General features: G+C 39.1%; 23 protein-coding genes. 15 read left to right on the top strand and 8 right to left on the bottom strand.

Annotated elements, in window-relative coordinates; genetic code table 11:
- The first annotated feature begins 288 nt into the window (after positions 1 to 288).
- The 4 genes from hppD (at position 289) to H5161_RS07885 (ending at position 4,564) form a co-directional block, all read left to right on the top strand.
- Positions 289 to 1,335, top strand: a complete 1,047-nt coding sequence (gene hppD, locus H5161_RS07900) for a 4-hydroxyphenylpyruvate dioxygenase (RefSeq protein WP_002958202.1) — start codon at positions 289 to 291, stop codon at positions 1,333 to 1,335.
- A gap of 136 nt (positions 1,336 to 1,471) precedes the next feature.
- Positions 1,472 to 2,785, top strand: coding sequence for a fumarylacetoacetase (gene fahA / locus H5161_RS07895; RefSeq protein WP_182769049.1), 1,314 nt, complete (start codon positions 1,472 to 1,474; stop codon positions 2,783 to 2,785).
- 143 nt (positions 2,786 to 2,928) lie between these two features.
- The gene (locus tag H5161_RS07890) at positions 2,929 to 4,092 is read left to right on the top strand and encodes a M23 family metallopeptidase (protein WP_182769048.1); all 1,164 of its coding nucleotides are present in this window, start codon (positions 2,929 to 2,931) and stop codon (positions 4,090 to 4,092) included.
- The gene (locus tag H5161_RS07885) at positions 4,082 to 4,564 is read left to right on the top strand and encodes a polymer-forming cytoskeletal protein (RefSeq protein WP_002958196.1); all 483 of its coding nucleotides are present in this window, start codon (positions 4,082 to 4,084) and stop codon (positions 4,562 to 4,564) included. Before H5161_RS07890 ends, H5161_RS07885 begins: the two co-directional genes overlap by 11 nt.
- 21 nt (positions 4,565 to 4,585) lie before the next feature.
- Here H5161_RS07885 and H5161_RS07880 read toward each other — a convergent pair whose 3' ends face one another.
- On the bottom strand, positions 4,586 to 5,059 hold the full coding sequence (locus H5161_RS07880) for a hotdog fold domain-containing protein (protein ID WP_024595671.1): 474 nt from the start codon (positions 5,057 to 5,059) through the stop codon (positions 4,586 to 4,588).
- A gap of 183 nt (positions 5,060 to 5,242) precedes the next feature.
- Here H5161_RS07880 and H5161_RS07875 point away from each other — a divergent pair, with 183 nt between their 5' ends.
- The 3 genes from H5161_RS07875 to H5161_RS07865 all read left to right on the top strand — a co-directional run bounded on the left by H5161_RS07875 (position 5,243) and on the right by H5161_RS07865 (position 7,614).
- Positions 5,243 to 6,442 (top strand): multidrug effflux MFS transporter, encoded by a 1,200-nt coding sequence (locus H5161_RS07875; protein ID WP_182693549.1) that lies wholly within the window; start codon positions 5,243 to 5,245, stop codon positions 6,440 to 6,442.
- Positions 6,439 to 7,083, top strand: a complete 645-nt coding sequence (locus tag H5161_RS07870; protein ID WP_024595670.1) for a LysE family translocator — start codon at positions 6,439 to 6,441, stop codon at positions 7,081 to 7,083. The genes H5161_RS07875 and H5161_RS07870 overlap by 4 nt, the downstream gene beginning before the upstream one ends.
- Positions 7,084 to 7,149: 66 nt before the next feature.
- Positions 7,150 to 7,614 (top strand): methylglyoxal synthase, encoded by a 465-nt coding sequence (locus H5161_RS07865; RefSeq protein ID WP_002958191.1) that lies wholly within the window; start codon positions 7,150 to 7,152, stop codon positions 7,612 to 7,614.
- 19 nt (positions 7,615 to 7,633) lie between these two features.
- Here the strand turns inward: H5161_RS07865 and yegD are convergent, their stop codons facing one another.
- The 6 genes from yegD to H5161_RS07835 form a co-directional block, all read right to left on the bottom strand.
- The gene (gene yegD / locus H5161_RS07860; RefSeq protein ID WP_024595669.1) at positions 7,634 to 8,998 is read right to left on the bottom strand and encodes a molecular chaperone; all 1,365 of its coding nucleotides are present in this window, start codon (positions 8,996 to 8,998) and stop codon (positions 7,634 to 7,636) included.
- A 62-nt stretch (positions 8,999 to 9,060) separates the two neighbouring features.
- Positions 9,061 to 9,903, bottom strand: a complete 843-nt coding sequence (locus H5161_RS07855) for a DNA ligase (RefSeq protein WP_182712573.1) — start codon at positions 9,901 to 9,903, stop codon at positions 9,061 to 9,063.
- Between the two features lie 33 nt (positions 9,904 to 9,936).
- The gene (locus H5161_RS07850; RefSeq protein ID WP_024595667.1) at positions 9,937 to 10,593 is read right to left on the bottom strand and encodes an HAD family phosphatase; all 657 of its coding nucleotides are present in this window, start codon (positions 10,591 to 10,593) and stop codon (positions 9,937 to 9,939) included.
- A gap of 75 nt (positions 10,594 to 10,668) precedes the next feature.
- On the bottom strand, positions 10,669 to 10,968 hold the full coding sequence (locus tag H5161_RS07845; RefSeq protein WP_002958185.1) for a hypothetical protein: 300 nt from the start codon (positions 10,966 to 10,968) through the stop codon (positions 10,669 to 10,671).
- A 105-nt stretch (positions 10,969 to 11,073) separates the two neighbouring features.
- Positions 11,074 to 13,335, bottom strand: coding sequence for a TonB-dependent receptor (locus H5161_RS07840; protein ID WP_182769047.1), 2,262 nt, complete (start codon positions 13,333 to 13,335; stop codon positions 11,074 to 11,076).
- A gap of 414 nt (positions 13,336 to 13,749) precedes the next feature.
- Positions 13,750 to 14,610, bottom strand: a complete 861-nt coding sequence (locus tag H5161_RS07835) for a mechanosensitive ion channel family protein (protein WP_002958183.1) — start codon at positions 14,608 to 14,610, stop codon at positions 13,750 to 13,752.
- A 196-nt stretch (positions 14,611 to 14,806) separates the two neighbouring features.
- On the opposite strand from H5161_RS07835, the gene H5161_RS07830 reads away from it, so the two are divergent.
- The 5 genes from H5161_RS07830 (at position 14,807) to H5161_RS07810 (ending at position 20,703) form a co-directional block, all read left to right on the top strand.
- Positions 14,807 to 15,013, top strand: a complete 207-nt coding sequence (locus H5161_RS07830; RefSeq protein WP_002958182.1) for a hypothetical protein — start codon at positions 14,807 to 14,809, stop codon at positions 15,011 to 15,013.
- Positions 15,014 to 15,226: 213 nt separating this feature from the next.
- A complete protein-coding gene (locus H5161_RS07825) occupies positions 15,227 to 17,362 on the top strand; it encodes a M3 family metallopeptidase (protein WP_182769046.1) in 2,136 nt (711 codons plus the stop codon).
- Between the two features lie 114 nt (positions 17,363 to 17,476).
- The gene (locus tag H5161_RS07820; RefSeq protein WP_024597044.1) at positions 17,477 to 18,328 is read left to right on the top strand and encodes a carboxylate/amino acid/amine transporter; all 852 of its coding nucleotides are present in this window, start codon (positions 17,477 to 17,479) and stop codon (positions 18,326 to 18,328) included.
- 69 nt (positions 18,329 to 18,397) lie between these two features.
- The gene (locus H5161_RS07815; protein WP_182769045.1) at positions 18,398 to 19,723 is read left to right on the top strand and encodes a glycerophosphodiester phosphodiesterase family protein; all 1,326 of its coding nucleotides are present in this window, start codon (positions 18,398 to 18,400) and stop codon (positions 19,721 to 19,723) included.
- 245 nt (positions 19,724 to 19,968) lie between these two features.
- Complete coding sequence (locus H5161_RS07810; protein ID WP_024597042.1) at positions 19,969 to 20,703, top strand: dienelactone hydrolase family protein; 735 nt, start codon at positions 19,969 to 19,971, stop codon at positions 20,701 to 20,703.
- A gap of 19 nt (positions 20,704 to 20,722) precedes the next feature.
- On the opposite strand, the gene H5161_RS07805 is transcribed toward H5161_RS07810, so the two are convergent.
- Entirely contained in the window at positions 20,723 to 21,646 is a 924-nt protein-coding gene (locus tag H5161_RS07805; protein ID WP_024597041.1) for a LysR family transcriptional regulator, read from the bottom strand.
- Positions 21,647 to 21,803: 157 nt separating this feature from the next.
- On the opposite strand from H5161_RS07805, the gene H5161_RS07800 reads away from it, so the two are divergent.
- The 3 genes from H5161_RS07800 to yghU all read left to right on the top strand — a co-directional run bounded on the left by H5161_RS07800 (position 21,804) and on the right by yghU (position 24,118).
- Positions 21,804 to 22,487: a type 1 glutamine amidotransferase domain-containing protein gene (locus H5161_RS07800; RefSeq protein WP_182196857.1), complete on the top strand. Its 684-nt coding sequence runs from the start codon at positions 21,804 to 21,806 to the stop codon at positions 22,485 to 22,487.
- A gap of 116 nt (positions 22,488 to 22,603) precedes the next feature.
- The gene (locus H5161_RS07795; protein ID WP_182769044.1) at positions 22,604 to 23,185 is read left to right on the top strand and encodes a rhomboid family intramembrane serine protease; all 582 of its coding nucleotides are present in this window, start codon (positions 22,604 to 22,606) and stop codon (positions 23,183 to 23,185) included.
- Between the two features lie 87 nt (positions 23,186 to 23,272).
- A complete protein-coding gene (gene yghU, locus H5161_RS07790) occupies positions 23,273 to 24,118 on the top strand; it encodes a glutathione-dependent disulfide-bond oxidoreductase (RefSeq protein ID WP_002958173.1) in 846 nt (281 codons plus the stop codon).
- Positions 24,119 to 24,168 lie beyond the last annotated feature (50 nt).

The following is a 24,168-nucleotide window of genomic DNA, read 5'->3' as shown; positions in this document are numbered from 1 at the left end:
TACTTATTAATTGTAAGAGGAGGTTTAGCGCAGGTTAAACCTCCTTTTTAGTATTTAAATACAATGACTTAAAAACAAATGCTCCCACTTGAATTTATACCATATAACTTCATCTTACTTAACTGTATTACAAACACGTAACTTTATAATAACCGTCCTATAAAATTTACACATGTACTACATACTAAATAGCGCCCCCCTCTTCCCCAAATTAAAAATCTGGTTGATTATCTACTGCAATATGACAACAACACATAATCGCAGTGCTTAATTGCGGGAGTAATAATAATGAGTGAAGTAAATAACTATTTGGGTTTAGTCGGTATTGAGTTTACCGAGTACGCAACACCTGATGCTGATTATATGGATAAAGTATTTACTGATTTTGGCTTCTCTAAGCTTAAAAAATTCAAAGGTAAAGACATTGTTTATTACAACCAAAACGATATTCACTTTTTACTGAATAACGAGCGTGAAGGTTTTTCTGCAGAATTTGCTAAAAGCCATGGCCCTGCTATTTGTTCAATGGGTTGGCGTGTTGAGAATGCGCAAAAAGCATTTGAAACAGCTGTAGAACGTGGTGCAAAACCAGCGACCGACTCAACGCATAAAAATATGCCTTACCCTGCGATCTATGGTATTGGCGACAGCCTAATTTACTTTATTGAACAATTTGGCGACAAAGGCACTATTTACGAAAGTGATTTTGAAGACTTAGAAACGCAAAATGTTGTAGAAGATAAAGGCTTTATCCGAATCGATCATTTAACCAATAACGTTTATAAAGGCACCATGGAAAAATGGGCTAACTTTTATAAAGACGTATTTGGTTTTACTGAAGTACGCTACTTTGACATTAAAGGTCAAAAAACAGCGCTTATTTCGTATGCACTTAAATCGCCATGCGGCACCTTCTCTATTCCAATAAACGAAGGTAAAGGTAACGATAACAACCAAATTGATGAATACCTTGGTGAGTACAACGGCCCAGGCGTTCAACATTTAGCGTTTTTAACAGATGACTTAGTAAGCTCTCTTGATAAGCTTGATAAATCAACAATTGCCACTTTAGATATTATCCCAGAGTACTACGATACTATTTTTGACCGTGTACCTTGGGTTGCTGAAGATAAAGAAAAAATTCGTGAGCATCAGATACTCGTAGATAGCCAAAGTGAAAATTGTTATTTATTACAAATTTTCTCTAAAAACTTATTTGGTCCAATCTTTATAGAAATGATCCAACGCGTTGATGATGGTGGCTTTGGTGAAGGTAACTTCCAAGCATTATTTGAATCAATCGAACGTGACCAAGAGCGTCGCGGCGTATTATAAAATATTTGAGTAAATTAAAAGCAGCGAACTTCGCTGCTTTTTGTCGTTTTAATATTTAAAAAGTATGGCGCCAAGTACAAGTATGATTAAATAAACTATACCTTGTCGCCATACAGTAAAATCCAAAGGAAATGTAATGAGCCTAATTAACGAAACCCACGATATTAATTTAACCAGCTGGGTAGAGTCAGCTAATGTTGATAATTGCGACTTCCCTATTCAAAACTTACCGTTTGCAGAGTTTCGCCGTAAAGGGTCTGATGAGGCCTTTCGTGGTGGTGTTGCAATTGGTGACCAAGTAATCGATTTAGCAAAACTGAGTAAATTAAATGTTTTAACAGGTGATGCTAAAACAGCCGCTGATGCAGCAAGTGAAGCAACTCTAAATACATTTATGGGTTTAGGGGGGCAGTATTGGTCAGCACTTCGTTTAGCGCTTTCAAAAGCACTAAGAGCAGGCTCTGAGCACCAACAAGCGCTTAGCGATACATTGGTTGCACAGTCTGATATAGAGTTTTCTTTGCCTTGTCGCATCGGTGATTACACTGACTTTTACACTTCTATTTATCACGCTACAGCTGTGGGTAGTTTATTTCGCCCTGATAACCCACTACTACCTAACTATAAATGGGTACCTATTGGTTATCATGGTCGCTCTTCATCTATTGACGTATCGGGTCAAACATTTCATCGCCCTAAAGGCCAAACTAAAGCGCCAGACGCAGAAGTGCCATCATTCGGTCCTTGTAAACGCCTTGATTACGAACTAGAGCTGGGTATTTACTTAGGTAAAGGCAATGCACTGGGCGATGCAATCGCTATCGAAAATGCTGAAAACCATGTATTTGGCTTTTGTGTATTTAATGATTGGTCAGCACGTGACTTGCAAGCGTGGGAATATCAACCGCTTGGTCCATTTTTAGCTAAAAACTTTGCCTCAACTGTATCGCCTTGGATTGTAACAACCGAAGCATTAGCGCCTTACAGAACAAGCTGGACACGTGATGAAAACGATCCACAGCCTATGGACTATTTAGAATCAAAAGCGAATCGCGACCAAGGTGCTTTTGATATTCAAATGGATGTTAAAATTCAAACACAAAAAATGCGTAGCGAAGGCCATAACCCAACGCGCGTATCAACATCTAGCTTTAAGCACTCTTACTGGACTGTGGCACAAATGGTTACTCATCACACAGTAAATGGCTGTAACTTTATGCCAGGTGACATGCTAGGTTCGGGCACTCAGTCTGGTCCAACACACGAAGAAGCAGGTTCATTACTTGAGCTTTCTCGTGGCGGTAAAGAAAAAATTACGCTAAGCAACGGCGAACAACGCAGCTTTTTAGAAGATGGCGATAACGTTATTATGCGTGGCTGGTGTGAAAAAGAAGGCTATGCACGTATAGGTTTTGGCTCTGTAGAGAGTACTGTACTGCCGGCAAAATAATACGCATATTAAAAAATTTATTAAAAGGGCTGCTTACTAAAAGCAGCCCTTTTTTATTAATTTTTGAACAGTTACAATTTTTTTCTAGCTTTTTTAACTCAAATTGCTATCTTAATTCGGTTAATAGCCAGTGTTTATATGCCATGTCAGTATTTATAAAGTCTTTTTATCATAAATTTTTCCCTGCTCGTCAGCTACTTATTCGTCAAAATGGCGAAGTTAAGCATGTTGTTTTAGCCTCTTGGTTTCAACTTCTTGTAGCGTTGCTTATTTTAGTCACTTTTACTTGGCTGAGTATTTCAAGCTTTCGTGTTTATACACAAACAAATAAAATCTCTGACATAAAACAAAATCAAATAACCGAGCAAACGCTGTGGCAACAAAAAGTCAGTGAGCAACAAGCCCTTCAAGCAACGCAGTTAGAGCAACTTGCAATACTTGAGCAAAAGCAGGCGCTACTGCAAAGTATGATAGAATCCCTTCCTGCTTCAATTAGCAAAGATGTTATTAAGCTTGATACAGAACTTGATGTACCTATTAATGAAAATGGCAATGAATTTCATGAACCATTAGTCGATGAAAATCAAAAAGGTAAACAAGCACAGTTAATCGCTCCAATTACATTCGCAACAAGAGTGGCCAACTTAAATAATCATTATGAGCAAAGCTTTACCTATTTAGATAACCAAATTAGTGAACGTCACCAAGCTATTTTAGCTATGGTCAAAGGCGCAGGAATTGAGTCTGCGCTTGAGCAACACCTAATATTAAGCACCCAGACAACTGCACAAGGTGGGCCACTTGATATATTTAACGAAACAAAAATTCCGAGCCACTTTTTAGTCATCGTTGATAAGTTATTAATATTAAATAATTTAGAAAACTTTTTAACTGAGCTACCAAACACCCTGCCTTTAGCTAAAGCTAAATACTATATTTCGAGTAATTTTGGCCTTAGAAAAGATCCTATGAATAGTAATCACGCCTTTCATAAAGGAATTGATTTAGCCGGTTGGCATAAAACCGAAATATTCGCCCCAGCAGACGCTGTAGTTCTTCGTGCCGGTCGTAATGGTGGTTATGGTAACTTTATTGAGCTTGAACATAAAAATGGCTTAGTGACTCGATTTGGACACTTAAATAAAATTAAAGTAAAGAAAGGTCAATCAATCACTAAACATGATGTGATCGGCCTAATGGGCAGCACCGGCCGAAGCACAGGCACGCATTTACACTACGAAGTATTACTTAATGGTAAACAAGTCAATCCTCTAAAAATAACAAAGGCGCTTTCTCGTGTTTGGTAGAAAAAAACAAAAAACAGTTAGCTCTAATTTAAAAAGAGTGAATCACACACCGTCTATTATTTCTGAAGACGTACGCCTTACAGGCACTTTAGTTAGCCAAGGTGAAGTACAGCTTGATGGCCGTATTGATGGTGACATAAAAGTGGAGCATTTAGTTATTGGCTCAGCGGGAGTTGTTGAAGGTATTGTTGAAGCTAAAAGCGTTATTGTTAAAGGTAAAGTTATTGGGTCAATTAATGCCAGTGAAGTAAAAGTACAAAGTGGCGCTCATGTTCATGGCGATGTATTTCACGATACATTGAGTATTGATGCAGGCGCAGTAATTGAAGGCAGTTTAAAGCAACGCTTTGAAAAAGAAGAGCCGGAACTAATTTCGAAAGAACTAAAACCCGCAAAAGAAGTTAAAGCATTATTAAAAGAAGATGGCAGCGACTTATCATTTGTAAATAAACAAGCCGCTGATAAAAGCTAAGTCAAATCAGCTTTACGTAAATTAATTTTTCTCAGTAATGTACATAGTAATATCTGCAGTGAAAACAAGCTCATTGCGGGTATTATACAGTTTAACCGGTACTACTAAGTCTTCTTTATCAATCCACTTGTGTGGTAAATCAATTTCAGCGACTGCTCGTACATCTGTATCTACTTTAGCCAAATACCTAACTGTCATCCCTTTTGGGATCCAACGATGCGTTTTAACTGGCACTGTTGCATCAACCATTACACCTGCACACAATTCAGCTAAATTACACTGCGCAATAGCATGAATAGTTCCAATATGATTATGAACGCTGCGACGATTTTTAACCACCGCACTACAATGGCCCTCTCTCAAATCGAGTACGTAAGGTTTCATCGAACCAAAATATGGCGCTTTAAAGCAAACAGCTTTAGTAAAAAGCCAATTCCCAAAAGGTAGGCGCTTAAATTTATGCCATGTTTGTACAAGTGCAGATTTATTACTCATTATTATTTTCCATCAACAGTTACTTTTTTAAAATTAACACATCAGACCAGTTTTAAAAAGTGCATTTATGCTGGCTTTTTCGCTTAATCCAATCAAAAAGTAAGAATGACGACCTATGCAGGGGTCATAAGCCCTTTCTTTTTTATGAGTGCCCACCTAAAATACTCGACAAAAGGAGACTCAATGCAAACACAGCCCGCTAAACCTAATATGACTTTGTTACTTATCTTAGCGTTACTCGTTATATTTTGCCCTATGGCAATCGATATATACCTACCTGCTTTTCCAACTATTGCAGAACAATTTGCAGTTACTGAACAACAAGTACAGCAAACCGTTGCTATTTTTATGCTAACAGTGGGTTTAGGCCAATTAATTGCAGGTCCTTTAGCTGATAAATTTGGCCGAAAGCCAGTGGCTATAGTGGGCATTAGTTTATATGCAAGCTCTGCATTACTCGCATACTACTCGCCTTCTTTTGAGATATTACTAATAGCACGTGCTTTTCAGGGATTTGGAGCGTGTGCCACATTTGTTGTCGCATTTGCGATAGTGCGTGATAAATATGGCAGTGAACGAAGCGGACAAATGATTACCTACCTTAACGGGATTGTGTGCTTTATTCCGGCAATGGCACCTATTTTAGGGGCTTGGCTTACCGTACAGTTTGGCTGGCGTATGAACTTTATGTTTTTAACCGCGTTTGCTATTTTGGGCCTTATTGTTACCCTATTCTTTTTTAGAGAAACTCGTCCTGCTGATAGTCATTATCAGGGGCATATTTTAGATTTACGTCGCTTTACACCGATTATTAAAACACCGGTATTTTTGTTTAATAGCCTAATTTGTATGGTCTCAATGTCAGCCATATTAGTGTATGTAACGCTCGCACCAGGCTGGCTTATTACACATTTAGGCGGCACCGTAGCCGACTTTACTTTTTGGTTTACGTTAAATGCCGTAATAAGTATTGTCGCAAGTTTTATTTTACCTACCTACATTAAACGAAATAGCCAACGTGCTTTGCGTGTCGGTGTGAGTGTACTGGTTTTCTCAGGCATTTTAATGCTAGCCCTTAGCGGTATAGAAACAGCATTTGCGCTTATGCTACCTATCTTGATTGCTGCATTAGGGTTTGCTTTAAGTTTAGGCTCTGCTGCAGGAATGTCTCTGTCTAGCTTTCCTAAACAAGCAGGCACAGCCTCTGCATTACTCGGTGCTATGCAAATGAGTGGCGCGAGTATACTTGTTGTTTTAACCCAATATTTAGGGCTAAGCACACCGTGGTTGATTGCTTTTCACTTATTATTGCTAGTTCCGCTTTGGCTTATTTTAATGAGCAAAAAAGCACATACTTTACACCCGGCTAAAAGTACTCAATGATCAATCCTGACTTTCTAGTCTCATTTTTATTAGCCAGTTTTTTAATGGCAGTAGCGCCTGGGCCATCAAATGCATTTTTGATGGCGCAAACATTTGCTAATGGTCGAAGTGCTGGTATGCAAAGTGCTTTTGGTTTTGCATTAGGTGGGGTTGTTCATACGCTATTTGCTGTTGTAGGCCTAAGCGCAGTACTGAAAGCTTCCCCTAGTGCCTATGCCGCAGTGCAATATGCAGGCGCTGCATACTTATGCTATTTAGGGTTTATGATGATTAAAGGCACGCTAAAGCAGCCAGAGCCGACATCTGATGACAAGCAAACCGATAAACCGCATATAAGTACCAGTAAAAAAAGTAATGTCATGTTTCAGGCCATGATGACTGAAGTATTAAACCCTAAAGTAGCATTATTCTTTATTGCATTTATTCCACAATTTGTAGATCCAACGCTTTCATCGGCTACTTTTCAGCTCGCATTTTTTGGCTTACTTTACCCTCTTTTTGCTTTTCCGATTGACTGCACGTATATTTATTTTGGCGACAAAATTGCACAGTTTTTTAGACGTAACCCAAATAGCCAACTTTGGATTGATAGGATCACTGGCATTGTATTTATTGCCCTTGCTATCAATCTATTATTTTAACTAACCTGCACTTTGGTTAAGAGATTTATTCTTCCGAGTTTAGGTTCATCAATAAAAAGAATTAGCATGGAACAAAAAACACAATCTCTTCCCGCACAAAAAAATATTGCTTTAGTGGCACACGATGGTAAAAAAGCAGCACTAAAATTATGGTGTGAAAAGCACAAAGAAATACTAAGTAAGCACACTTTATATGGCACAGGTACTACGGGGCATTTAATTCAAAAAACTACGGGGCTTGATGTAGTTCAGCTTTTAAGTGGTCCTATGGGCGGCGATCAACAACTTGGCGCTAAAATAGCAGAACATGAGATACATGTTTTAATATTTTTTTGGGACCCATTAGCATCACAGCCTCATGACCCTGATGTTAAAGCGCTGCTGCGTTTAGCAGCTGTTTGGAATATTCCGGTGGCGTGTAATGAAGTGAGTGCAGATATGTTATTAAGCTCACCGCTTATGGACGTAGAGCTTGAACGCACATTGCCAGATTACGAAAAATACCTCGCAACCCGACAAATAGATCTTTAAACCTCAATTGTAATCTAGGTTATTTATAAAGCATGCTGGCCCATTTAGTCAGGCCAGCGGTTACACTACCAAAGTGATCCCCGTTAACCATCTTTATATCGCCTAAGTGCTCACTTAAAGCCGCTTTAATCAATGGTGACTGTGCACTACCGCCTGTTAAGTAAATAATGTCTGGCGTGGTCGCAGCGTCGCTGATTGCTTGTTTTGCTAAAGTAACTATTTGGCTAATACTACTCTCAACGGCAACAGCTAAATCTCTTACAGATACATTTTTATTCAGCCCACTATCTAAAAAGCTTAAATCACAATCAAACACACTAGCAGACGAAAGTGCTATTTTAGCCGCTTCACCTTGTTGCACTAACTGATGGCCTTGCTTGTTTTGCTGTAAATGTATTAAACGTTTATAAAGCTCAGGTGCACTTACATCACGTAATTGTGCGTTTAGCTCTCGGGTATGGCTTTCACTATAAAATTGGCTTTGTAAGTTTACATCGTTAATTTTACACGCTTGCCAAAACGCTTGATTAGGCAAAGGCAAACCCGATTTAAACGTACTACCTAAACCCAATAACGGCATTAAACCATGAAAGCTCAAAGCAATATCTAAATCGTTTCCGCCAACACGTTTACCACTGTGAGATAAAAAATCGCTATCGCGCTGGCTATTTCCTCTAAAGCTTGGGCCCATTTGTACAAATGAGCAGTCACTTGTACCACCACCAATATCAATAACGAGTACTTTTTGATCCTGAGTTAAATCACTCTCGTAGTCGATACCCGCAGCAAGTGGCTCATATAAAAACTCTACGTCTTTAAAACCAGCACGTTTAGCAGCACGCTCTAAAATACCGACCGCTTGTTGATTTGATTGCTCACCACCCACAGCTTGAAAGTTTACTGGGCGACCAATCACTGTTTGTGTAAGTGTTTTACCTAAAGAGAGCTCAGCACGTTGCTTAATTTTTAAGATCATCGCGGTTGCGATATCTTCAAAAAAGTTAATTTGACCTTGCTTTAAACCTGTTGCACCAAAAAATGATTTAGGAGACTTAACAAAATAGCCTTCTTCAGGAAACTGCACGTACTCGCTAATCGCTTCACGACCAATAAATAGGGTTTCATCTGAAGGTTGTAAATCAAGGTCTGACTTAATACGAGGTAAGGTATTTAATAATGCTTGGCGCTGCGTTAAAAAGTCATGCTCATGGGCTGTGCCATGTAAATGCTTAGCAACAAAATCAACAACCAACGCGCTGTGATGAGTGTAAAGTGTAGACGGTAAGTAATGTTTTCCTTGCTCTAGCGGTACTAATTGAACATTACCCTCGCTCATTACACCCATAGCACAATTAGAACTACCGTAATCAAAACCTACAAACATACTTCACCACACATTACCAAAAAGGCCGCGCAATTTAGCACACTTTGTAAAATTTATAAATGTTATAAACTATCTCTGACCCGTAAAAAACTGGCAAAACGCGGTAACCCATTTTTTGTTAAGCCATGAAATCGGTACGTTACAGTACTACCAATCTCCGGTGGTATGGAGCGCTGTGCATCATTAAACCCAGTACCAATAGAAAATACCTGCCCCTGCGCTGTTTTTACCCTTAATGCCCCTAACATACCTTGATATTTACCTTTGCCTGGTAAGTGCGCAATTACAACCGCTTCTGCATCTAAATAAGGTTTTAATTTTAGTAATGCATTACTTCTTCCATTGCTGTGCTTCGCGCTGGCCAAATGAAGCATTACGCCCTCGCCGCCCTGCTTAGTTATGTTCTCAAAATACTCTGTAAGTTGCTCATTATTTGTAAAGCTATATTGAACTACAGCACTAATGTGCGGCGAGTTTAGGCTAGTAATAAGCTCATTATAGTTTTTATAGCGAGTGCTAAAAGGCAGATTTTTATCTGGCATATCAAATACTTTATAAGTAATAGTTTGCCAATCATGATTATTAGGTTTTTTAGTTCTGACTATGCCACTAAGCGCAGAAAAGTGCTCACGTTTAGTCCACAGCTCACCATCAAGCCATACATTTGGCAATGGCGCTGTAAACCAACTTGGCGCATTGATAATATTACCCTTACGAGTGACAAACTGCGTGCCGGTCCAGATAGCTCTTACGCCATCATATTTTTCACTGACTAAATATTTACTTACATCATAATGCTTCGTTTCGTCATATACTTTAGCCAGTAAAACAGACGGTTGTGCTGCACTTATGCATTGCGTAAAAAGTACAATAACAATTAAAAGCAGGTGTTTAATAGTAAACATTGGCGCATCCAAGCACGTAAAAGTTGGCTTAAACTATAGTTGAGATTGCGCCCATTGCCAAAACTCATCTAAGTTGCTCATTTGATAGGTAGCTTGGCTAAAGTCGTGATCTTTAGTATGGCTATTGGCAATGGCTACAACACGTAACAAAGCATTATTAGCAGCTGTTACCCCTGTGTAAGTATCCTCAACAGCAATTGCATTGCCAGGTTGTATATTTATCTGCTCAAGTGCCAGTAAATACGGATCCCCTGCAGGTTTAGGATTAGTTACATCATCTTTTGTAACCACCGTATCAAACAGCTCATAAAACCCTAAGCCTTTCAGTATTGGCATAGCTTCACTTTTAGCACTGCCTGTTACTAGCGCCATTTTTAAGCCACTCGCTTTTACAGCTTTCAATGTTTGCTCTGTAAATGGCATCAGTGGCGGTAAATGTGTTACTACATATTCACCAAATAAACGGTATTTTTCATCTGCTAAAAACTGTGCACTTACCGATAAGTTATGCTCTTGCTTAATTTCAATTGCGGCTTCTAAAGTGGGCCGTCCCGAAAAGCGCTGACAAAAATCATTTTCTAAATAACTAACACCGTAGGGTTTAAGTAATTTACTCCAGCATACAAAGTGCATGCTTTCTGAATCAACTAATGTGCCATCCATATCAAATAATATTGCTTTTAAAGTCATCCTCATTCCTTATTTAACTTGTGCTAAATTTTGACAATAAAAAAGGCGCCTTAAGCACCTTTTATATAAATACAGTTATTGCGTTAAGCCTGCTGGCGGCTCACCCGTTGCTTCCTCACCCGTTTCAACATCAACAAGCTCGTAGCCACGCGTTTTACGTACAACTTTAAGTACTGGTTTATCAAATGCAGTTTTTAAACGCTCAGAGTCATCTTTCAACTCATCTAAGGTTGTTCCAAAAGGGGCTGCGCCAGTTTCTGACCAGTTAGTTACTTTACCATTTAGGTTATATTCTACTTCATGTATTTGATATTGCGCTGCTTCGTCTTTCGTTGCTTCACAAAAAATTACACGGTAATTCCAAAATCCAGCCATCTTTTTATCTCTTTAAATTAATTAACGCTACTTTACCAGCTTTATAAAAACATAAAAGCCTGCACAAGGCAGGCTTTTAAAAATTAATATAATTTAAGGTTATCTCTAGAAGAAGTTAACTTTAAATTCAGCACCAACATAACGCTCTTCGTTAACAATACCTGTATTGTTATTGAAATCTACAGCGCCAATAACTTGTTGCTCGTCAAATAAGTTACGAACAAACGCAGCAACTTCGTATTCGTAATCGCCTTCAGACCATGTGTAACCTGTACGAAGACCTGTTTCAATAAGCTCTTTACCTTCAAACTCTACTGATTCGTAAAGGAACATATTGATTTTACTACGATAAGAAATATCACCGCTTGCGAAGAAGTTACCATCGGCAAGTTCTTTAGTGTAGCGAAGCGTAAAATTAGAGATCCACTCAGGAGCATGCGGTAAGCTATTACCATCAAGTACAGCAAAGCCTGAATTATTAATTGGATCAGTCACGTTTAATGTGTCACGGTCAGGTACTGGTATTGATATACTGTCATCTTTTATTTCGGTTTTATTGTAGCTTAAGTTAAATGTTGCATTAAACTCATCACTTAGTACCCACTGTGTGTCTAGCTCGAAGCCGTAGCCCGTTGTTTTGTCTGCATTGATTAAGCTACTAGAATTAGTGTCACCACCTACAGCAGTCAATTGTTGATCGCTCATTGTGTAGTAGAACACAGTTGCATTAACGCGACCTTGTCCGTCTAACACGTCTGATTTAATACCCGTTTCGTACGATGTTACTGTTTCTGATTCAGCTGTTGTTACTTTTTCACTGAACAAAATACGCCCTTGTAAGCTTGGTGCACGGAATGTGTTTGCTACACGTCCGTACCAGTTAACTTCATCGTTTACTTTGTAGTTTGCAGAGAAATCCCAACTTACATGGCTATCGCTTACGTTTTCAGGAATAGTTTTTGGACCAGCGCCAATTGGGCTAAGTGTACGATCAGCTACAAAATCTTTGTCATCATCTGAATAACGAAGTCCCGCTGTTACTTTTAAATCATCAGATACGACATAATCTACAGAGCCAAATACTGCCCATGCTGTTGTATCTTGTTGCTGCTCAACATAACCGTTTAATACACCATTATCAGCGGTGTTGTAATTAAAGTTTTCAATTGTCAGCTCTTCATCAAAGTAAAATACACCTACTTGATAATTTAAATCACCATCAAAGTTACTAGATAAACGTAGTTCTTGCGTTAACTGGTCGTGATCTGGAATACCATCGGCACTTTCAGCCTCAAATGGGACAAAACCTGGACCATTATCTTGTCCACAAAAACCACAACCATAACCGCCGTCGACGTCAGCGCGAGAATAAATTTCAGCACTTTCCCATGCAGAAATAGAAGTGATTGTGTGGTTTTCAAGTTCCCACTCAAGCTTTAAGCTTGCACCTTCCGATTCTACTTGTTGAGTAGAGCGAGATGCCGCATCTTGATAAACAACATCATTTTCGTAGTTATCTACTAGCTCATTAGTACCCGCTTTAATTACATTTGCACGAAAGGCAATTGGTGAGCCATCTAAGTCACGTGTGTGATAGTTTAATAAAGCAGTAAAATCATCGCCTTCATATAAAAACTGAACGCGTGCCGCTTTTTCAGTGTAACCACCTTGCTCATCTTTAGCTTCAAAGCCTGGAGCTTGGTTATCAATGTAATCGTCTTTGTCTTGCCATAATAATGAAACACGAGCAGATAAACGGTCAGTTAAAGCACCACCTACAGCACCACTTGTATCTACAGCACCACGGCTACCGTATGAAACAGAGCCATATCCATCAAATTCTTGGCTTGGTTTAACAGTATCAAACTTAACAAGGCCAGCTGGCGTGTTACGGCCAAATAGCGTTCCTTGAGGACCACGTAATACTTCTACGCGTTCAACATCAAATACTGGGAAACCTTTTAAAATTGCATTTTCTTGAACTACTTCATCAACAACAAGTGATACTGGTTGTGATGCATTCAAATCGAAATCGGTATTACCTAAACCACGAACGTAAAAGCGTGGGAATGAACGACCAAATGAAGACTCAATAGATAAACTTGGAATTTTCGCATTTAAAAAGCGAATATCCATACCTGCAGAGCTATATGCATCAAGGTTATCACCTTGTAATGCAGATACTGCTACAGGTACTTCTTGTGCATTTTCTACGCGTTTACGGGCGGTAACTTGAATAACTTCTAGTTGATTGCTTTTTTTAGCCGTTTCTTCTTCAGCGGCGAATGCTGAAATAGATGTGCCAGCAGCAGATAGTAGTGCAGCGTTAATAATTGTCGCTATTGCAGATTTCTTTAATGATTTCATGTCGGGTATTAACCTTTAGTATGCACTCTTGTTCAACGGTTTTTTGTGTTGCGCAATGTATTCATTGCGGGCTCGTACAATTTTTCGCGACTTGCTATATGGCGCGCGGACCTCATCACCGAGAGTACAAAACGGAGTAACAAGGCTGAACGAACGATTAAGATTATACCATTGTGTAATAATTTTACTGCATAAATATGAACATAAATGGAAACTTTTTTGCAACATTTAACTACAAGATTACGTGTTTTTATCAATATTTAGATGCAAAAACCTAATAATGAGGACATATGTCCTTTATTGAAGATCGCGAAGTAAAGTAGGAAAAATGGATTGCTTTACATATTAACCCAAAATAGAAACGTTGTGGTTACTCATAAAAAAGTCACCCGCAAGCGACTTTTTTTATTAGAACTACGACCTTTTAAAAGCAATTTCACCATCTATATGAATATCGCGCTGTGGAAACGCAATCACTACATCATGCTCTTCAAATACAGCATAAATACTAAAACGAATATCACTGCGCACTTTTCTAAGCATGGTTTCAGACTCGGCGCATACCCAAAAAATAGCATTAAATACAAGCGAGCTATCTGCAAAGTCATCAAATAACACTGATGACTTTGGATTAACCAATATTGCATCATGATCATCAAGCACTTGCTGGATAAGTTTTTTAACCAGTATAACGTCTGAACCATACGCAACGCCGACACTGACCGATGAGCGTGCATTGCCATCAATCAGCGTCCAGTTTGTTACTGTATTTTCGAGCAATTGAGAATTAGGTATAAGCATATGTACGCCGTCATTTCGGCGAATACGTGTAGAACGCGTATTAATAGTTTCAACTACGCCCTTTGCGTTACCTACCTCTAAAAAGTCACCAATGCGAATTGGACGTTCCCACATCAATATCCAACCGCTGATAAAGTTATTAATAATGTTTTGTGCACCAAAACCTACACCAATAGCAATCGCACCGGATACAAAAGCAAATGCCGTAAGCGGGATGCTGAGCACTTCAAGCGATGTAAAAATTAAAATTGCGATACTTAAAATAAAGTAAATACGAGTAAACAAATGCACTGCATCTTGGCTTATTTTTTTAGCGAGTAATGTTTTTTTTATAAGCTTGCCAATACGTGTGACTACAAACCACATAGCAAACAATATAAGTGGCACTTGAATTACTTTTGCTACCGTAATATTCACATCGTTATAAGTGAATATTACAAAGGCTAAGTATTGATTAATTTGTTCGAGGGTCATAAGTGTTCCCAATATCTTTTTTGATTGTTATTTGTTCACTAAAAATAAGTGTGGTTCAGTTTTCGCTAAGCTTAGCACGTCATAATATAACTAAAACGCCAAGTTAATAAGTTCAATATGAATTTTATAAACAATTTATTAACTCTTTATTGCACCGAGTGCTATATAAATAGTGTACAAGCACTGGAGATCACATATGACACAACTTACTCTAAATCAAAGACTCGCTACTTTGCAGCCGCAGGTAGATTTAAAATTGTTTGAAAGCAGCCTAGATTACCGAAATAAAGTTTTGTGCTTGCTGGCCGAACAAGAGCAAACTCTAGCAACTATTAATAAAGAGTTTGGGCAGCAATCTAATAGCTTTGGCTCAGAGAAAAAATTTGTTTTAGGTTATAACTAACCCCCTCTCAAGCACACAATCGTATAATTAAGTAGCTTTAACGTTTGATTTTAGAGCTACTTTTACCCACCTTAATACTAATTATTAGCTAATTTGCGTTCAAATCCCCCTTAATACCGATAAACTTTATTGTATAAACCCACAAATTTGATAAGTTAACTAGGTTTTTCGACTCGCAAAGCCTATTTCGGCTAATCTTTTTATGGAGTTATTATGCGTAAAACCCTGATCGCCACTACTATTGCTAGTGCCCTAATCCTATCGGCTTGTTCTTCTAACGAACCTCAAGACATGGCAAAAGAGAGCGCAGCACAAGTGCAAGACATGAACGCAAACAATGTTTTATTCAAACCAAGCCCATTACAATACATGGCACCTGAGTTTGATAAGTTTGGTACAAAAGACTACGAAGCCGGCTTTGATGCTGGTATTGCTCAGCATACTGCGCAAATACAAGCTATTGCTAACAACCCAGCTCTTGCAACTTTTAAAAATACATTAGTTGAAATGGAAATGTCTGGCGAGCTACTAAATCGTGTATCAGCTGCTTTTTATAACCTTTCAGGTTTGATTTCTGATGACGAATACCAACGTATAAGTAAAAAAATGGCGCCGGTATTATCTGCTCACTCTGACGACATTTACTTAAATGGTGCATTATTCAAGCGCGTACAAACTATTTACGACAACAAAGACTCGCTTAATGCTGAAGATCAACGCCTTGTGGATTTTTACTATAAGCAATTTGTAAAAGCAGGCGCTAAATTAAATGACGCTGAAAAAGCAAAAATGCGTGAAATCAACTCACAACTTGCAGAGCTTTCTACTGCGTTTTCTCAAAACATTTTAAAATCGTTTAAAGAAGATGTCATTGTAGTTACCGATAAATCTAAACTTGCTGGCCTTTCTGAAGGTGAAATTGCAGGTCTTGCGGCCGCCGCTAAAAAAGCAGGTAAAGACGGCTACATGATCACGCTAGTAAATACGACTCAACAGCCAATTTTATCAAGCCTTGAAAACCGCGACCTACGTGAGCAAATATTTAAAGCCTCTGCTAACCGTGCAGCAAAAACTAACGGCCCAATTATTATTGAAGAAACAAACCTACGCGCTCAAAAAGCAGAGCTACTAGGGTTTAAAGATTGGGCATCGTATGTAATGACTTCGCGTATGGCACAAACAACTGACAACGTGTACGGCATTTTAGATGACCTAGCACCAAAAGCAGTTGAAAAAGCTAAAATTGAAGCAGCTGCTATTCAAAAAGTAATTAACGATTCAGGTGAAAGCTTTGAGCTTAAACCATGGGATTGGGCTTTTTACGCAGAAAAAGTACGTGCTGAAAAGTACGACTTAGATCCTGCCCTTGTTAAGCCTTACTTTGAAATGGATTCTGTAATTCACGATGGTTTATTCTTTGCAATGAACAAGCTATACGGTATTACATTTAAAGAGCGTAAAGACTTACCGGTTTATCATGAAGATGTTACAGCCTACGAAGTATTCAACGCTGACGGCAGCGCCATCGGTTTATTTTACCTAGACCCATACGCACGTGAAGGTAAGCGTGGCGGTGCATGGATGAGCGCTTACGTAAGTCAAAGCGGCTTAAAAGGCACTAAACCTGTAATTTACAATGCCCAAAACATTCCAAAACCTGCTGCAGGCGAGCCAACGTTAATGACGTTTGACGAAGTGTCAACTATGTTCCATGAGTTTGGTCATGCGGCGCACGGTTTATTCTCTGACGTTAAATACCCAAGCTTAGCAGGTACTGCTACAGCGCGTGACTTTGTTGAGTTTCCGTCGCAAGCGAATGAAGATTGGATGATTGAACCTACGGTACTTGCTAACTACGCCAAACACTACAAAACAGGTGAGCCAATTCCACAAGCTTTACTTGATAAAGTACTTGCATCGCAAAAATTCAACCAAGGTTTTGGTACCACTGAATATTTAGCAGCTGCTTTACTTGATATGGAATGGCACTCGTTTGGCTCAGATAAAAAAATTACTGATGTTCAAAAGTTTGAAAGCGATGCGCTAAAAGCACACGGTATTGATTACTACCCTGTACCACCGCGTTATAAATCAAACTACTTTAGCCATACATTTGCCGGTGGTTACTCTGCGGGTTACTACGCATACCTTTGGACTGAAGTATTTGCAGCCGATGCCTTTGCACACATGGAAAACAACGGCGGCTTAACACGTAAAAATGGTGATAAGTTCCGTAAAGAAATCCTATCTAAAGGTAACAGCCGCGACTTAATGCAAAGCTACATTGAGTTTAGAGGTCAAAAACCAACTACCGACGCATTACTTAAGCGCCGTGGTTTAGTTGAGTAAATAACTTAATTTATTAAGCTCACTTTTATAAAAGCCCGCTTGCGGGCTTTTATTGTTTATACCCTCACATATAACAGATAAACTTAGCTCAATATTTATTAAAAGATGATGGTTATGCAGTACTTATTTGCAGTCACTTTGCTTTGGGCGTTTTCGTTTAGTTTAATTGGTGTGTATTTAGCAGGCCAAGTTGACGCTTGGTTTAGCGTATTAATACGCATAGCACTGGCAACACTGATTTTTTTACCTTTTTTAAAGCTCAAACAAACGCCTAAACCTTTAGCCTTAAAGCTTATGCTGATTGGCGCTATACAACTTGGTGTTATGTATAGCTTTTACTACCACTCATTTTTATTTTTAACCGTTCCCGAAGTGCTGCTATTTACTGTAATGACTCCTTTGTACATTACCCTGCTAAATGATGTATTGAACAGACGCTTTAACCCACGCTTTTTTATAGTCGCACTTATTGCTGTAATCGGTGCAATTACTATTCGTTACGAAAACCTAAATAGCGATTTCATAATCGGCTTATTAATCGTTCAAGGGGCGAATATAAGTTTCGCTGTAGGCCAAGTTACCTACAAACGCTTAATGAATAACAATCAGCTTGATGACAAAGCCGTATTTGGATGGTTTTTTATAGGCGCACTTATTATTGCCACAATTTGCTATGCATTATTTGGTAACTCAAACAAATTACCAACCACTTTCACACAGTGGGGCATACTAATTTATTTAGGGTTGGTTGCATCAGGACTTGGTTACTTTATGTGGAATAAAGGCGCAACCCTTGTCAACGTAGGTGCTTTGGCAGTTATGAATAACTTGCTTATTCCAGCTGGGATTATAATTAACGTGCTGATCTGGAACAGAGATGCCGATATAGTTCGGTTAAGTATTGGGGCTGCTATAATGTTAGGTGCATTATTGGTCAATCAAATGCTTAATAAAAAAGTAAATTAATAAGCTTGTAGAAAAATTGTCATTAATAATCATTAAGGTAGTACAAATTTTACTTTTTAAGGATAAACAATGAAACGTATTACCTTACTTACAAGCTGTATATTGTTAGCCACACTTGCAGGCTGCGACGATGATGTAGAAATAGTAGAAAAAGAAGTGGTTGTTACCAACACCGAAGTGGAAATTGTTGAAGTACCTACGCCCATTGTTGTAGAGGTTGCTGAAGGAGTAAATATTCAGCTAGGGACTCGCCCTGACTATTTAATTAACGATATGGCGCAAAGCACACTAAAAACAAAATTAGAGTCATGCAGCGAAGGTCCTTTTTACCGCACCGATTTTTCTATTGGTCATCGCGGTGCATCAATGCAATACCCCGAACACACTAAAGAAGCCTACATTGCGGCAGCGAGAATGGGCGCTGGCATTGTTGAATGCGATGTTACATTTACAAACGACAAAGAGCTTGTTTGTCGCCACTCTCAATGCGATTTGCATACCACAACTAATATTTTAGCCATTCCTGAACTTGCAGCTAAATGCAGTGTGCCATTTACACCAGCCAACCCTGCTAATGGTATTGCCGCTTCTGCAAAATGTTGTACCAGCGATATAAGCTTAGCGGAGTTTTTAACCCTTGAAGGTAAAATGGATGGTGCAAACACTAATGCAACGACCGTAGCCGATTACATGGATGGCACACCAAGTTGGCGCACTGATTTATATGCCACCAACGGCACATTGATGACCCATAAACAAAGCATTGCACTGTTTAATGAGCTAGGTGTAAAAATGACACCAGAGCTAAAATCGCCACAAGTAAGTATGCCATTTGATGGAATGACGCAAGAACAATATGCGCAAAAAATGCTAGACGAGTACACGCAAATGGGTGTGCCAGCCTCAAAAGTTTATCCGCAATCATTTAACCTTGAAGACGTAAAATACTGGATTAACAATAACCCTGACTTTGCAGATAAAAGCGTTTACCTAGATGGACGTGACAGTGAAGCCGGATTTGATCCAAGTAACCCACAAACATGGCAACCGGGTATGGATGAGTTAGTGGCTGATGGGGTGAAAATTTTAGCTCCTCCAATTTGGATGATGCTAACAATAGATAACGAAAGTAATATTGTGCCATCGCAATACGCTATTGACGCAAAAGCAGCAGGTTTAAAGCTTATTGCATGGAGCCTTGAGCGCTCGGGCCCGCTTAATGAAGGTGGAGGTTATTACTATCAATCAATTGCTGATGTTATAGATAACGATGGCGACATGATGACAGTAGTCGACGTACTCGCAAAGGACGTGGGGGTAATGGGTATTTTTTCAGATTGGCCGGCTACGGTAAGTTACTACGCTAGTTGTAATAAAATGCCTGCAAGTATTTAATACCAATCTGCTTATATATGGGGTCTATTTAACGTTGAGAAAATTACGCTAGAACTAGGCAAAAATTTTTTTATCTAGTTGTTCTAAATAAAAAATTTTTAACGACGTTGTAGTGAAATTTAATTCGTTAAATTGATCAAAGATTTATGCAGGTTGGTATAAATACTCAACGACAAAAGTCGTATATTTTATCGCGCTCAGTTACCATATCAGCATATATAATTTTATTTTACTGAGCGCTTTTTATGATAATCCAACAACATAATGCTGACTTGCCAACACCGACAGGTTTAATGCGAACAACTGTATATCGCCCTCAAGCGCAAGGACAGTTCCCTGCTATCATTTTTTATTCTGAAATATTTCAGCAAACTGCCCCCATCGCACGCAGCGCAGCTATTTTAGCAAGCCATGGCTTTGTAGTGTTAGTGCCTGAAGTGTTTCATGAGTTAAACCCTATAGGCACTGTGCTTGCTTATGATGATACAGGTAAAGACAAAGGCAATGCCGACAAGTGGGCAAAGCCACTTGAGCACCACGACAGTGACACACAAACTATGATCGACTTCATTAGATTACAAAGCTATTGCACAGGCTCCGTCGGCGCAATGGGCGTATGTATTGGCGGTCACTTAGCTTACAGAGCGGCACTAAATCCTGAAATTAATGCGGCTTTTTGTTTATACGCAACTGATATTCACAGCAATACATTACCTGCGCAACCTGGAAATAACTCATTCGAGCGTATGGCTGATATACAAGGCGAAATTCACTTTATATGGGGCAAACAAGACCCGCATGTGCCAAAAGAAGGCCGCGCTAAAATATACCAGCAATGCGTAAGCACAGGCATCAATTACCAGTGGCAGGAAGTTAACGCACAGCATGCCTTTATGCGTGATGAAGGTGAGCGATACGATGCAGCCCTTGCGATAAATATGTATCAACAAGCGGTGGCATTATTTAGCCGAACTTTATAAATCCTGTAAAAACTACTCATTAAGTACTTTTCAGCATACCTAAAGCGGTATGCTGTTTTACAAAGTATGCTTTTAAGTAATCAATAAACAATCGTAGCTTTTTAGAGCCCGCAGCCCCTGGCGGAAATACCCCGTAAAGCTCAATATCTTTGCTTTTATAATCATCTAATATTATTTCAAGCAGTCCAGCTTGCACTTTTGGCCACGCATCGTAAAGCGGAATACGCCCAATGCCATGCCCTGCTTCAACAAAAGCAGTACGAGCAGCGGCATTATTGGTGCTTAAGGCGCCTTGCATTGTAATATCGTGTTTTTTGCCATCTTTTTGAAGTGTTAATGTTTTACTGCCCAATTGATAAACGACCCATTGGTGCTCTGCTAGCTCTAAAGGCGTTTTAGGTTTACCAAAATGTGCAAAGTATTCCGGCGCGCCACAAATACAAGTGCTCATTGTAGTCAGCTTGGTTGCCTGCAAGTTGGAGTCACTCAGTGCCACGCCCCTAATTGCAAAATCAAACCCATTTTTAATAATATCAACCACATCGTCAGTAAGCTGTAAGTCTATTTGAATTTTAGGGTATTGGCGCTTAAACGTATTTATTGCAGGCACAATTAACTGCATTCCCACATTTACTGGGCAACTAATTTTAAGTAAACCTTGTGGCTCGCTCTTTATATTTTCTATTTGCTGATTAGCCGCATTAGCTTGTTCGGTAATTATTCTACAACGCTCATAATAAGCAATGCCTGCTTCAGTGAGCGCCATGGTACGGGTTGAGCGATTTAATAAAGTAACTTCAAGCTGCGTTTCTAATTTTTTTAAATGATAACTTGCAACTGCTCGCGTAAGCCCTAGCTGTTTGGCAGCAGCGGTTAAGCTGCCCTGCTCTACAATTTGTGCAAATACAACCATGCTCTTTAACTGCTCAAACGACACTTTCATAAATGCTCCGTAGTGTGTTTTAAATTCAACCTTTTTATTGTATCAATTATTAAACCAATAAAGTTAAATTTATCATCGTTGTTTAAAGCAGTGTTAGTGCATATAGTAATTGGTAAGCAAGATAAACTAATTCAAATCATCAGAAGGAATATATTCAATGTCTAAAAAAATACTTATGGTTCTTACATCTCACGCAGAACTTGGTAACACTGGCGAAAAAACAGGTTTTTGGGTAGAAGAATTTGCAGCCCCTTATTACGCATTTGTTGATGCAGGCGTTGAAGTAACATTAGCGTCTCCAGCTGGCGGCCAACCACCCATTGATCCGACAAGTACACTTGCCGATTTTCAAACAGATGCAACAAAACGTTACGACGCAGACAGCGCGGCGCAAACATTAATGGCAAACACTAAAGTGTTGAGTGAAGTTAAATCTAGCGATTTTGACGCTGTATTTTACCCAGGCGGTCACGGTCCATTATGGGACTTGGTTGACAACACAGATTCAATTTCACTTATCGAAAGCTTTGTAAAAGAGCAAAAACCTGTTGCTGCGGTATGCCATGCAAGTGCTGCATTTTTAAATGTTAAAGATGCCGATGGCAATGCACTAGTAGCGGGTAAAAAAGTAACTGGTTTTACTAACTCTGAAGAAGCTGCAGTGCAACTTACCGATATCGTGCCATTTTTAGTTGAAGACGAGCTAATTAAAAAAGGTGGCGATTATCAAAAAACTGACGACTGGGGTGTATTAGCACTAGAAGACGGTTTAGTAATTACCGGCCAAAACCCAGCAAGCTCTGAACTAGCTGCAAAAAAACTATTAACTAAATTAGGTTAATAGTGAGTAATAATTAAAATTAAGCACAGCATTTTATGCTGTGCTTTTTTAATTGCTTTTCATTAGCAAATACAATTCCTATACTGGCAACTCTTAAAGTCAATTAGGGCGATTATATGGCAACCAAGCCAACCACACTGTCATTACTAACTAGTACCCGTTTCGCAATATTTAGTATTGTTGTTATTTGCTTCGTACTACAAGTGATCAATAGTCTACCTGGCATAAATATTAATGGTTTAGGCATATATCCACGCAGTATCCAAGGATTAATTGGCATACTATGCGCACCTTTTTTACATGGTAGCTGGTGGCACTTTGCCAGTAATATGATCCCATTTGTAGTATTAAGTTGGCTAATTTGCCAGTACAGCGTAAAACGTTTTTATAACGTATTTATTTTTACCGCTCTAATCGGTGGACTTTTAGTTTGGGCATTTGGGCGCAGTAACATACATGTTGGTTTAAGCGGTGTTATATATGGTTTATGGTGCTTTATTCTATGCTACGGCTTAGTAAGACGCTCATTAAAATCAATTATAATTGCAGTTGTAGTGGCTATACTTTATAGCGGTTTTATATGGGGTGTTTTACCTCAGCGCTATCATGTATCGTTTGAAAGCCATTTATTTGGAGCGCTAAGCGGGTTGTTTTTAGGTTATAGATTAGCAAAAGCCGATAAATTAAAAGGTTGGTAAATTAAATATTTAGGGCCTTTAATTAATTTTTTATGGCCACATTTATGAGTAAGTATTAAACATTTCCATTTAACATTGAGGTTATTTATGAGTGATCAAAACGAATACACGCCACCAAAAGTATGGACGTGGGAAAGTGAAAGTGGCGGTAAATTTGCCAGCATTAACCGCCCAATTGCAGGCGCGACTCATGACAAAACTCTACCTATTGGCGAGCACGCATTTCAGCTTTATTCTCTTGCTACGCCAAATGGCCAAAAAGCTACAATCATGTTTGAAGAGCTTTTACAGCTTGGTTGCACCGATGCAGACTATGACGCATATTTAATAAACATAGGTGATGGCGATCAGTTTGGATCTGACTTTGTTGATATTAATCCAAACTCAAAAATCCCAGCGCTAATGGATCATTCAACCACACCACCTACTCGCATCTTTGAATCAGGTTCTATTTTACAGTATTTGGCTGAAAAATTTGATGTACTCATCCCTAAGGATTTAAAAGCTAAAACGCAGTGTCGTAACTGGCTATTTTGGCAAATGGGCTCAGCGCCATACTTAGGTGGTGGGTTTGGTCACTTTTATAGTTACGCACCAAGTAAAATGCAATACCCTATTGATCGTTTTACCATGGAAACTAAACGCCAACTTGACGTGTTAAATCGTCATTTAAGCGAAAATGAATACATGGCGGGTGATGAATACTCAATTGCCGATATTGCAATTTGGCCTTGGTATGGCTCGCTTGTTTTAGGCGACTTATATGATGCAGCTGAATTTTTAGATGTTGCCTCATACACTCATGTTGTTCGTTGGGCAAAACAAGTTGCTGATCGCCCTGCTGTAAAGCGCGGCCGCCGCGTAAATCGCACATGGGGCCCTGAAGAAGATCAAATGGCAGAGCGCCATAACGATAGTGATTTCGAAGGTTAAATCTACTAAACAGCAAGTAAAGTCGTTAACACTTTAACCTGCTTAATAAT

It is taken from the genome of Pseudoalteromonas sp. SG43-5 (genome assembly GCF_014164345.1).
Lineage (GTDB): Bacteria > Pseudomonadota > Gammaproteobacteria > Enterobacterales > Alteromonadaceae > Pseudoalteromonas > Pseudoalteromonas distincta.
The sequence above is the reverse complement of the archived record's forward strand: the minus strand, read 5'-3'. Positions and strand labels throughout refer to the sequence as shown.

What these genes read in the sequence shown, in the direction of transcription:
- hppD (WP_002958202.1), top strand. Translation starts at nt 289, where the DNA reads ATGAGTGAAGTAAATAACTATTTGGGTTTAGTCGGTATTGAGTTTACC.
- H5161_RS07880 (WP_024595671.1), bottom strand. Translation starts at nt 5,059, where the DNA reads ATGAGTAATAAATCTGCACTTGTACAAACATGGCATAAATTTAAGCGC.
- H5161_RS07825 (WP_182769046.1), top strand. Translation starts at nt 15,227, where the DNA reads ATGCGTAAAACCCTGATCGCCACTACTATTGCTAGTGCCCTAATCCTA.
- H5161_RS07800 (WP_182196857.1), top strand. Translation starts at nt 21,804, where the DNA reads ATGTCTAAAAAAATACTTATGGTTCTTACATCTCACGCAGAACTTGGT.
- H5161_RS07835 (WP_002958183.1), bottom strand. Translation starts at nt 14,610, where the DNA reads ATGACCCTCGAACAAATTAATCAATACTTAGCCTTTGTAATATTCACT.
- H5161_RS07870 (WP_024595670.1), top strand. Translation starts at nt 6,439, where the DNA reads ATGATCAATCCTGACTTTCTAGTCTCATTTTTATTAGCCAGTTTTTTA.
- H5161_RS07850 (WP_024595667.1), bottom strand. Translation starts at nt 10,593, where the DNA reads ATGACTTTAAAAGCAATATTATTTGATATGGATGGCACATTAGTTGAT.
- yegD (WP_024595669.1), bottom strand. Translation starts at nt 8,998, where the DNA reads ATGTTTGTAGGTTTTGATTACGGTAGTTCTAATTGTGCTATGGGTGTA.
- H5161_RS07875 (WP_182693549.1), top strand. Translation starts at nt 5,243, where the DNA reads ATGCAAACACAGCCCGCTAAACCTAATATGACTTTGTTACTTATCTTA.
- H5161_RS07845 (WP_002958185.1), bottom strand. Translation starts at nt 10,968, where the DNA reads ATGGCTGGATTTTGGAATTACCGTGTAATTTTTTGTGAAGCAACGAAA.
- H5161_RS07830 (WP_002958182.1), top strand. Translation starts at nt 14,807, where the DNA reads ATGACACAACTTACTCTAAATCAAAGACTCGCTACTTTGCAGCCGCAG.
- H5161_RS07855 (WP_182712573.1), bottom strand. Translation starts at nt 9,903, where the DNA reads ATGTTTACTATTAAACACCTGCTTTTAATTGTTATTGTACTTTTTACG.
- H5161_RS07795 (WP_182769044.1), top strand. Translation starts at nt 22,604, where the DNA reads ATGGCAACCAAGCCAACCACACTGTCATTACTAACTAGTACCCGTTTC.
- H5161_RS07805 (WP_024597041.1), bottom strand. Translation starts at nt 21,646, where the DNA reads ATGAAAGTGTCGTTTGAGCAGTTAAAGAGCATGGTTGTATTTGCACAA.
- H5161_RS07840 (WP_182769047.1), bottom strand. Translation starts at nt 13,335, where the DNA reads ATGAAATCATTAAAGAAATCTGCAATAGCGACAATTATTAACGCTGCA.
- H5161_RS07815 (WP_182769045.1), top strand. Translation starts at nt 18,398, where the DNA reads ATGAAACGTATTACCTTACTTACAAGCTGTATATTGTTAGCCACACTT.
- H5161_RS07810 (WP_024597042.1), top strand. Translation starts at nt 19,969, where the DNA reads ATGATAATCCAACAACATAATGCTGACTTGCCAACACCGACAGGTTTA.
- yghU (WP_002958173.1), top strand. Translation starts at nt 23,273, where the DNA reads ATGAGTGATCAAAACGAATACACGCCACCAAAAGTATGGACGTGGGAA.
- fahA (WP_182769049.1), top strand. Translation starts at nt 1,472, where the DNA reads ATGAGCCTAATTAACGAAACCCACGATATTAATTTAACCAGCTGGGTA.
- H5161_RS07865 (WP_002958191.1), top strand. Translation starts at nt 7,150, where the DNA reads ATGGAACAAAAAACACAATCTCTTCCCGCACAAAAAAATATTGCTTTA.
- H5161_RS07820 (WP_024597044.1), top strand. Translation starts at nt 17,477, where the DNA reads ATGCAGTACTTATTTGCAGTCACTTTGCTTTGGGCGTTTTCGTTTAGT.
- H5161_RS07890 (WP_182769048.1), top strand. Translation starts at nt 2,929, where the DNA reads ATGTCAGTATTTATAAAGTCTTTTTATCATAAATTTTTCCCTGCTCGT.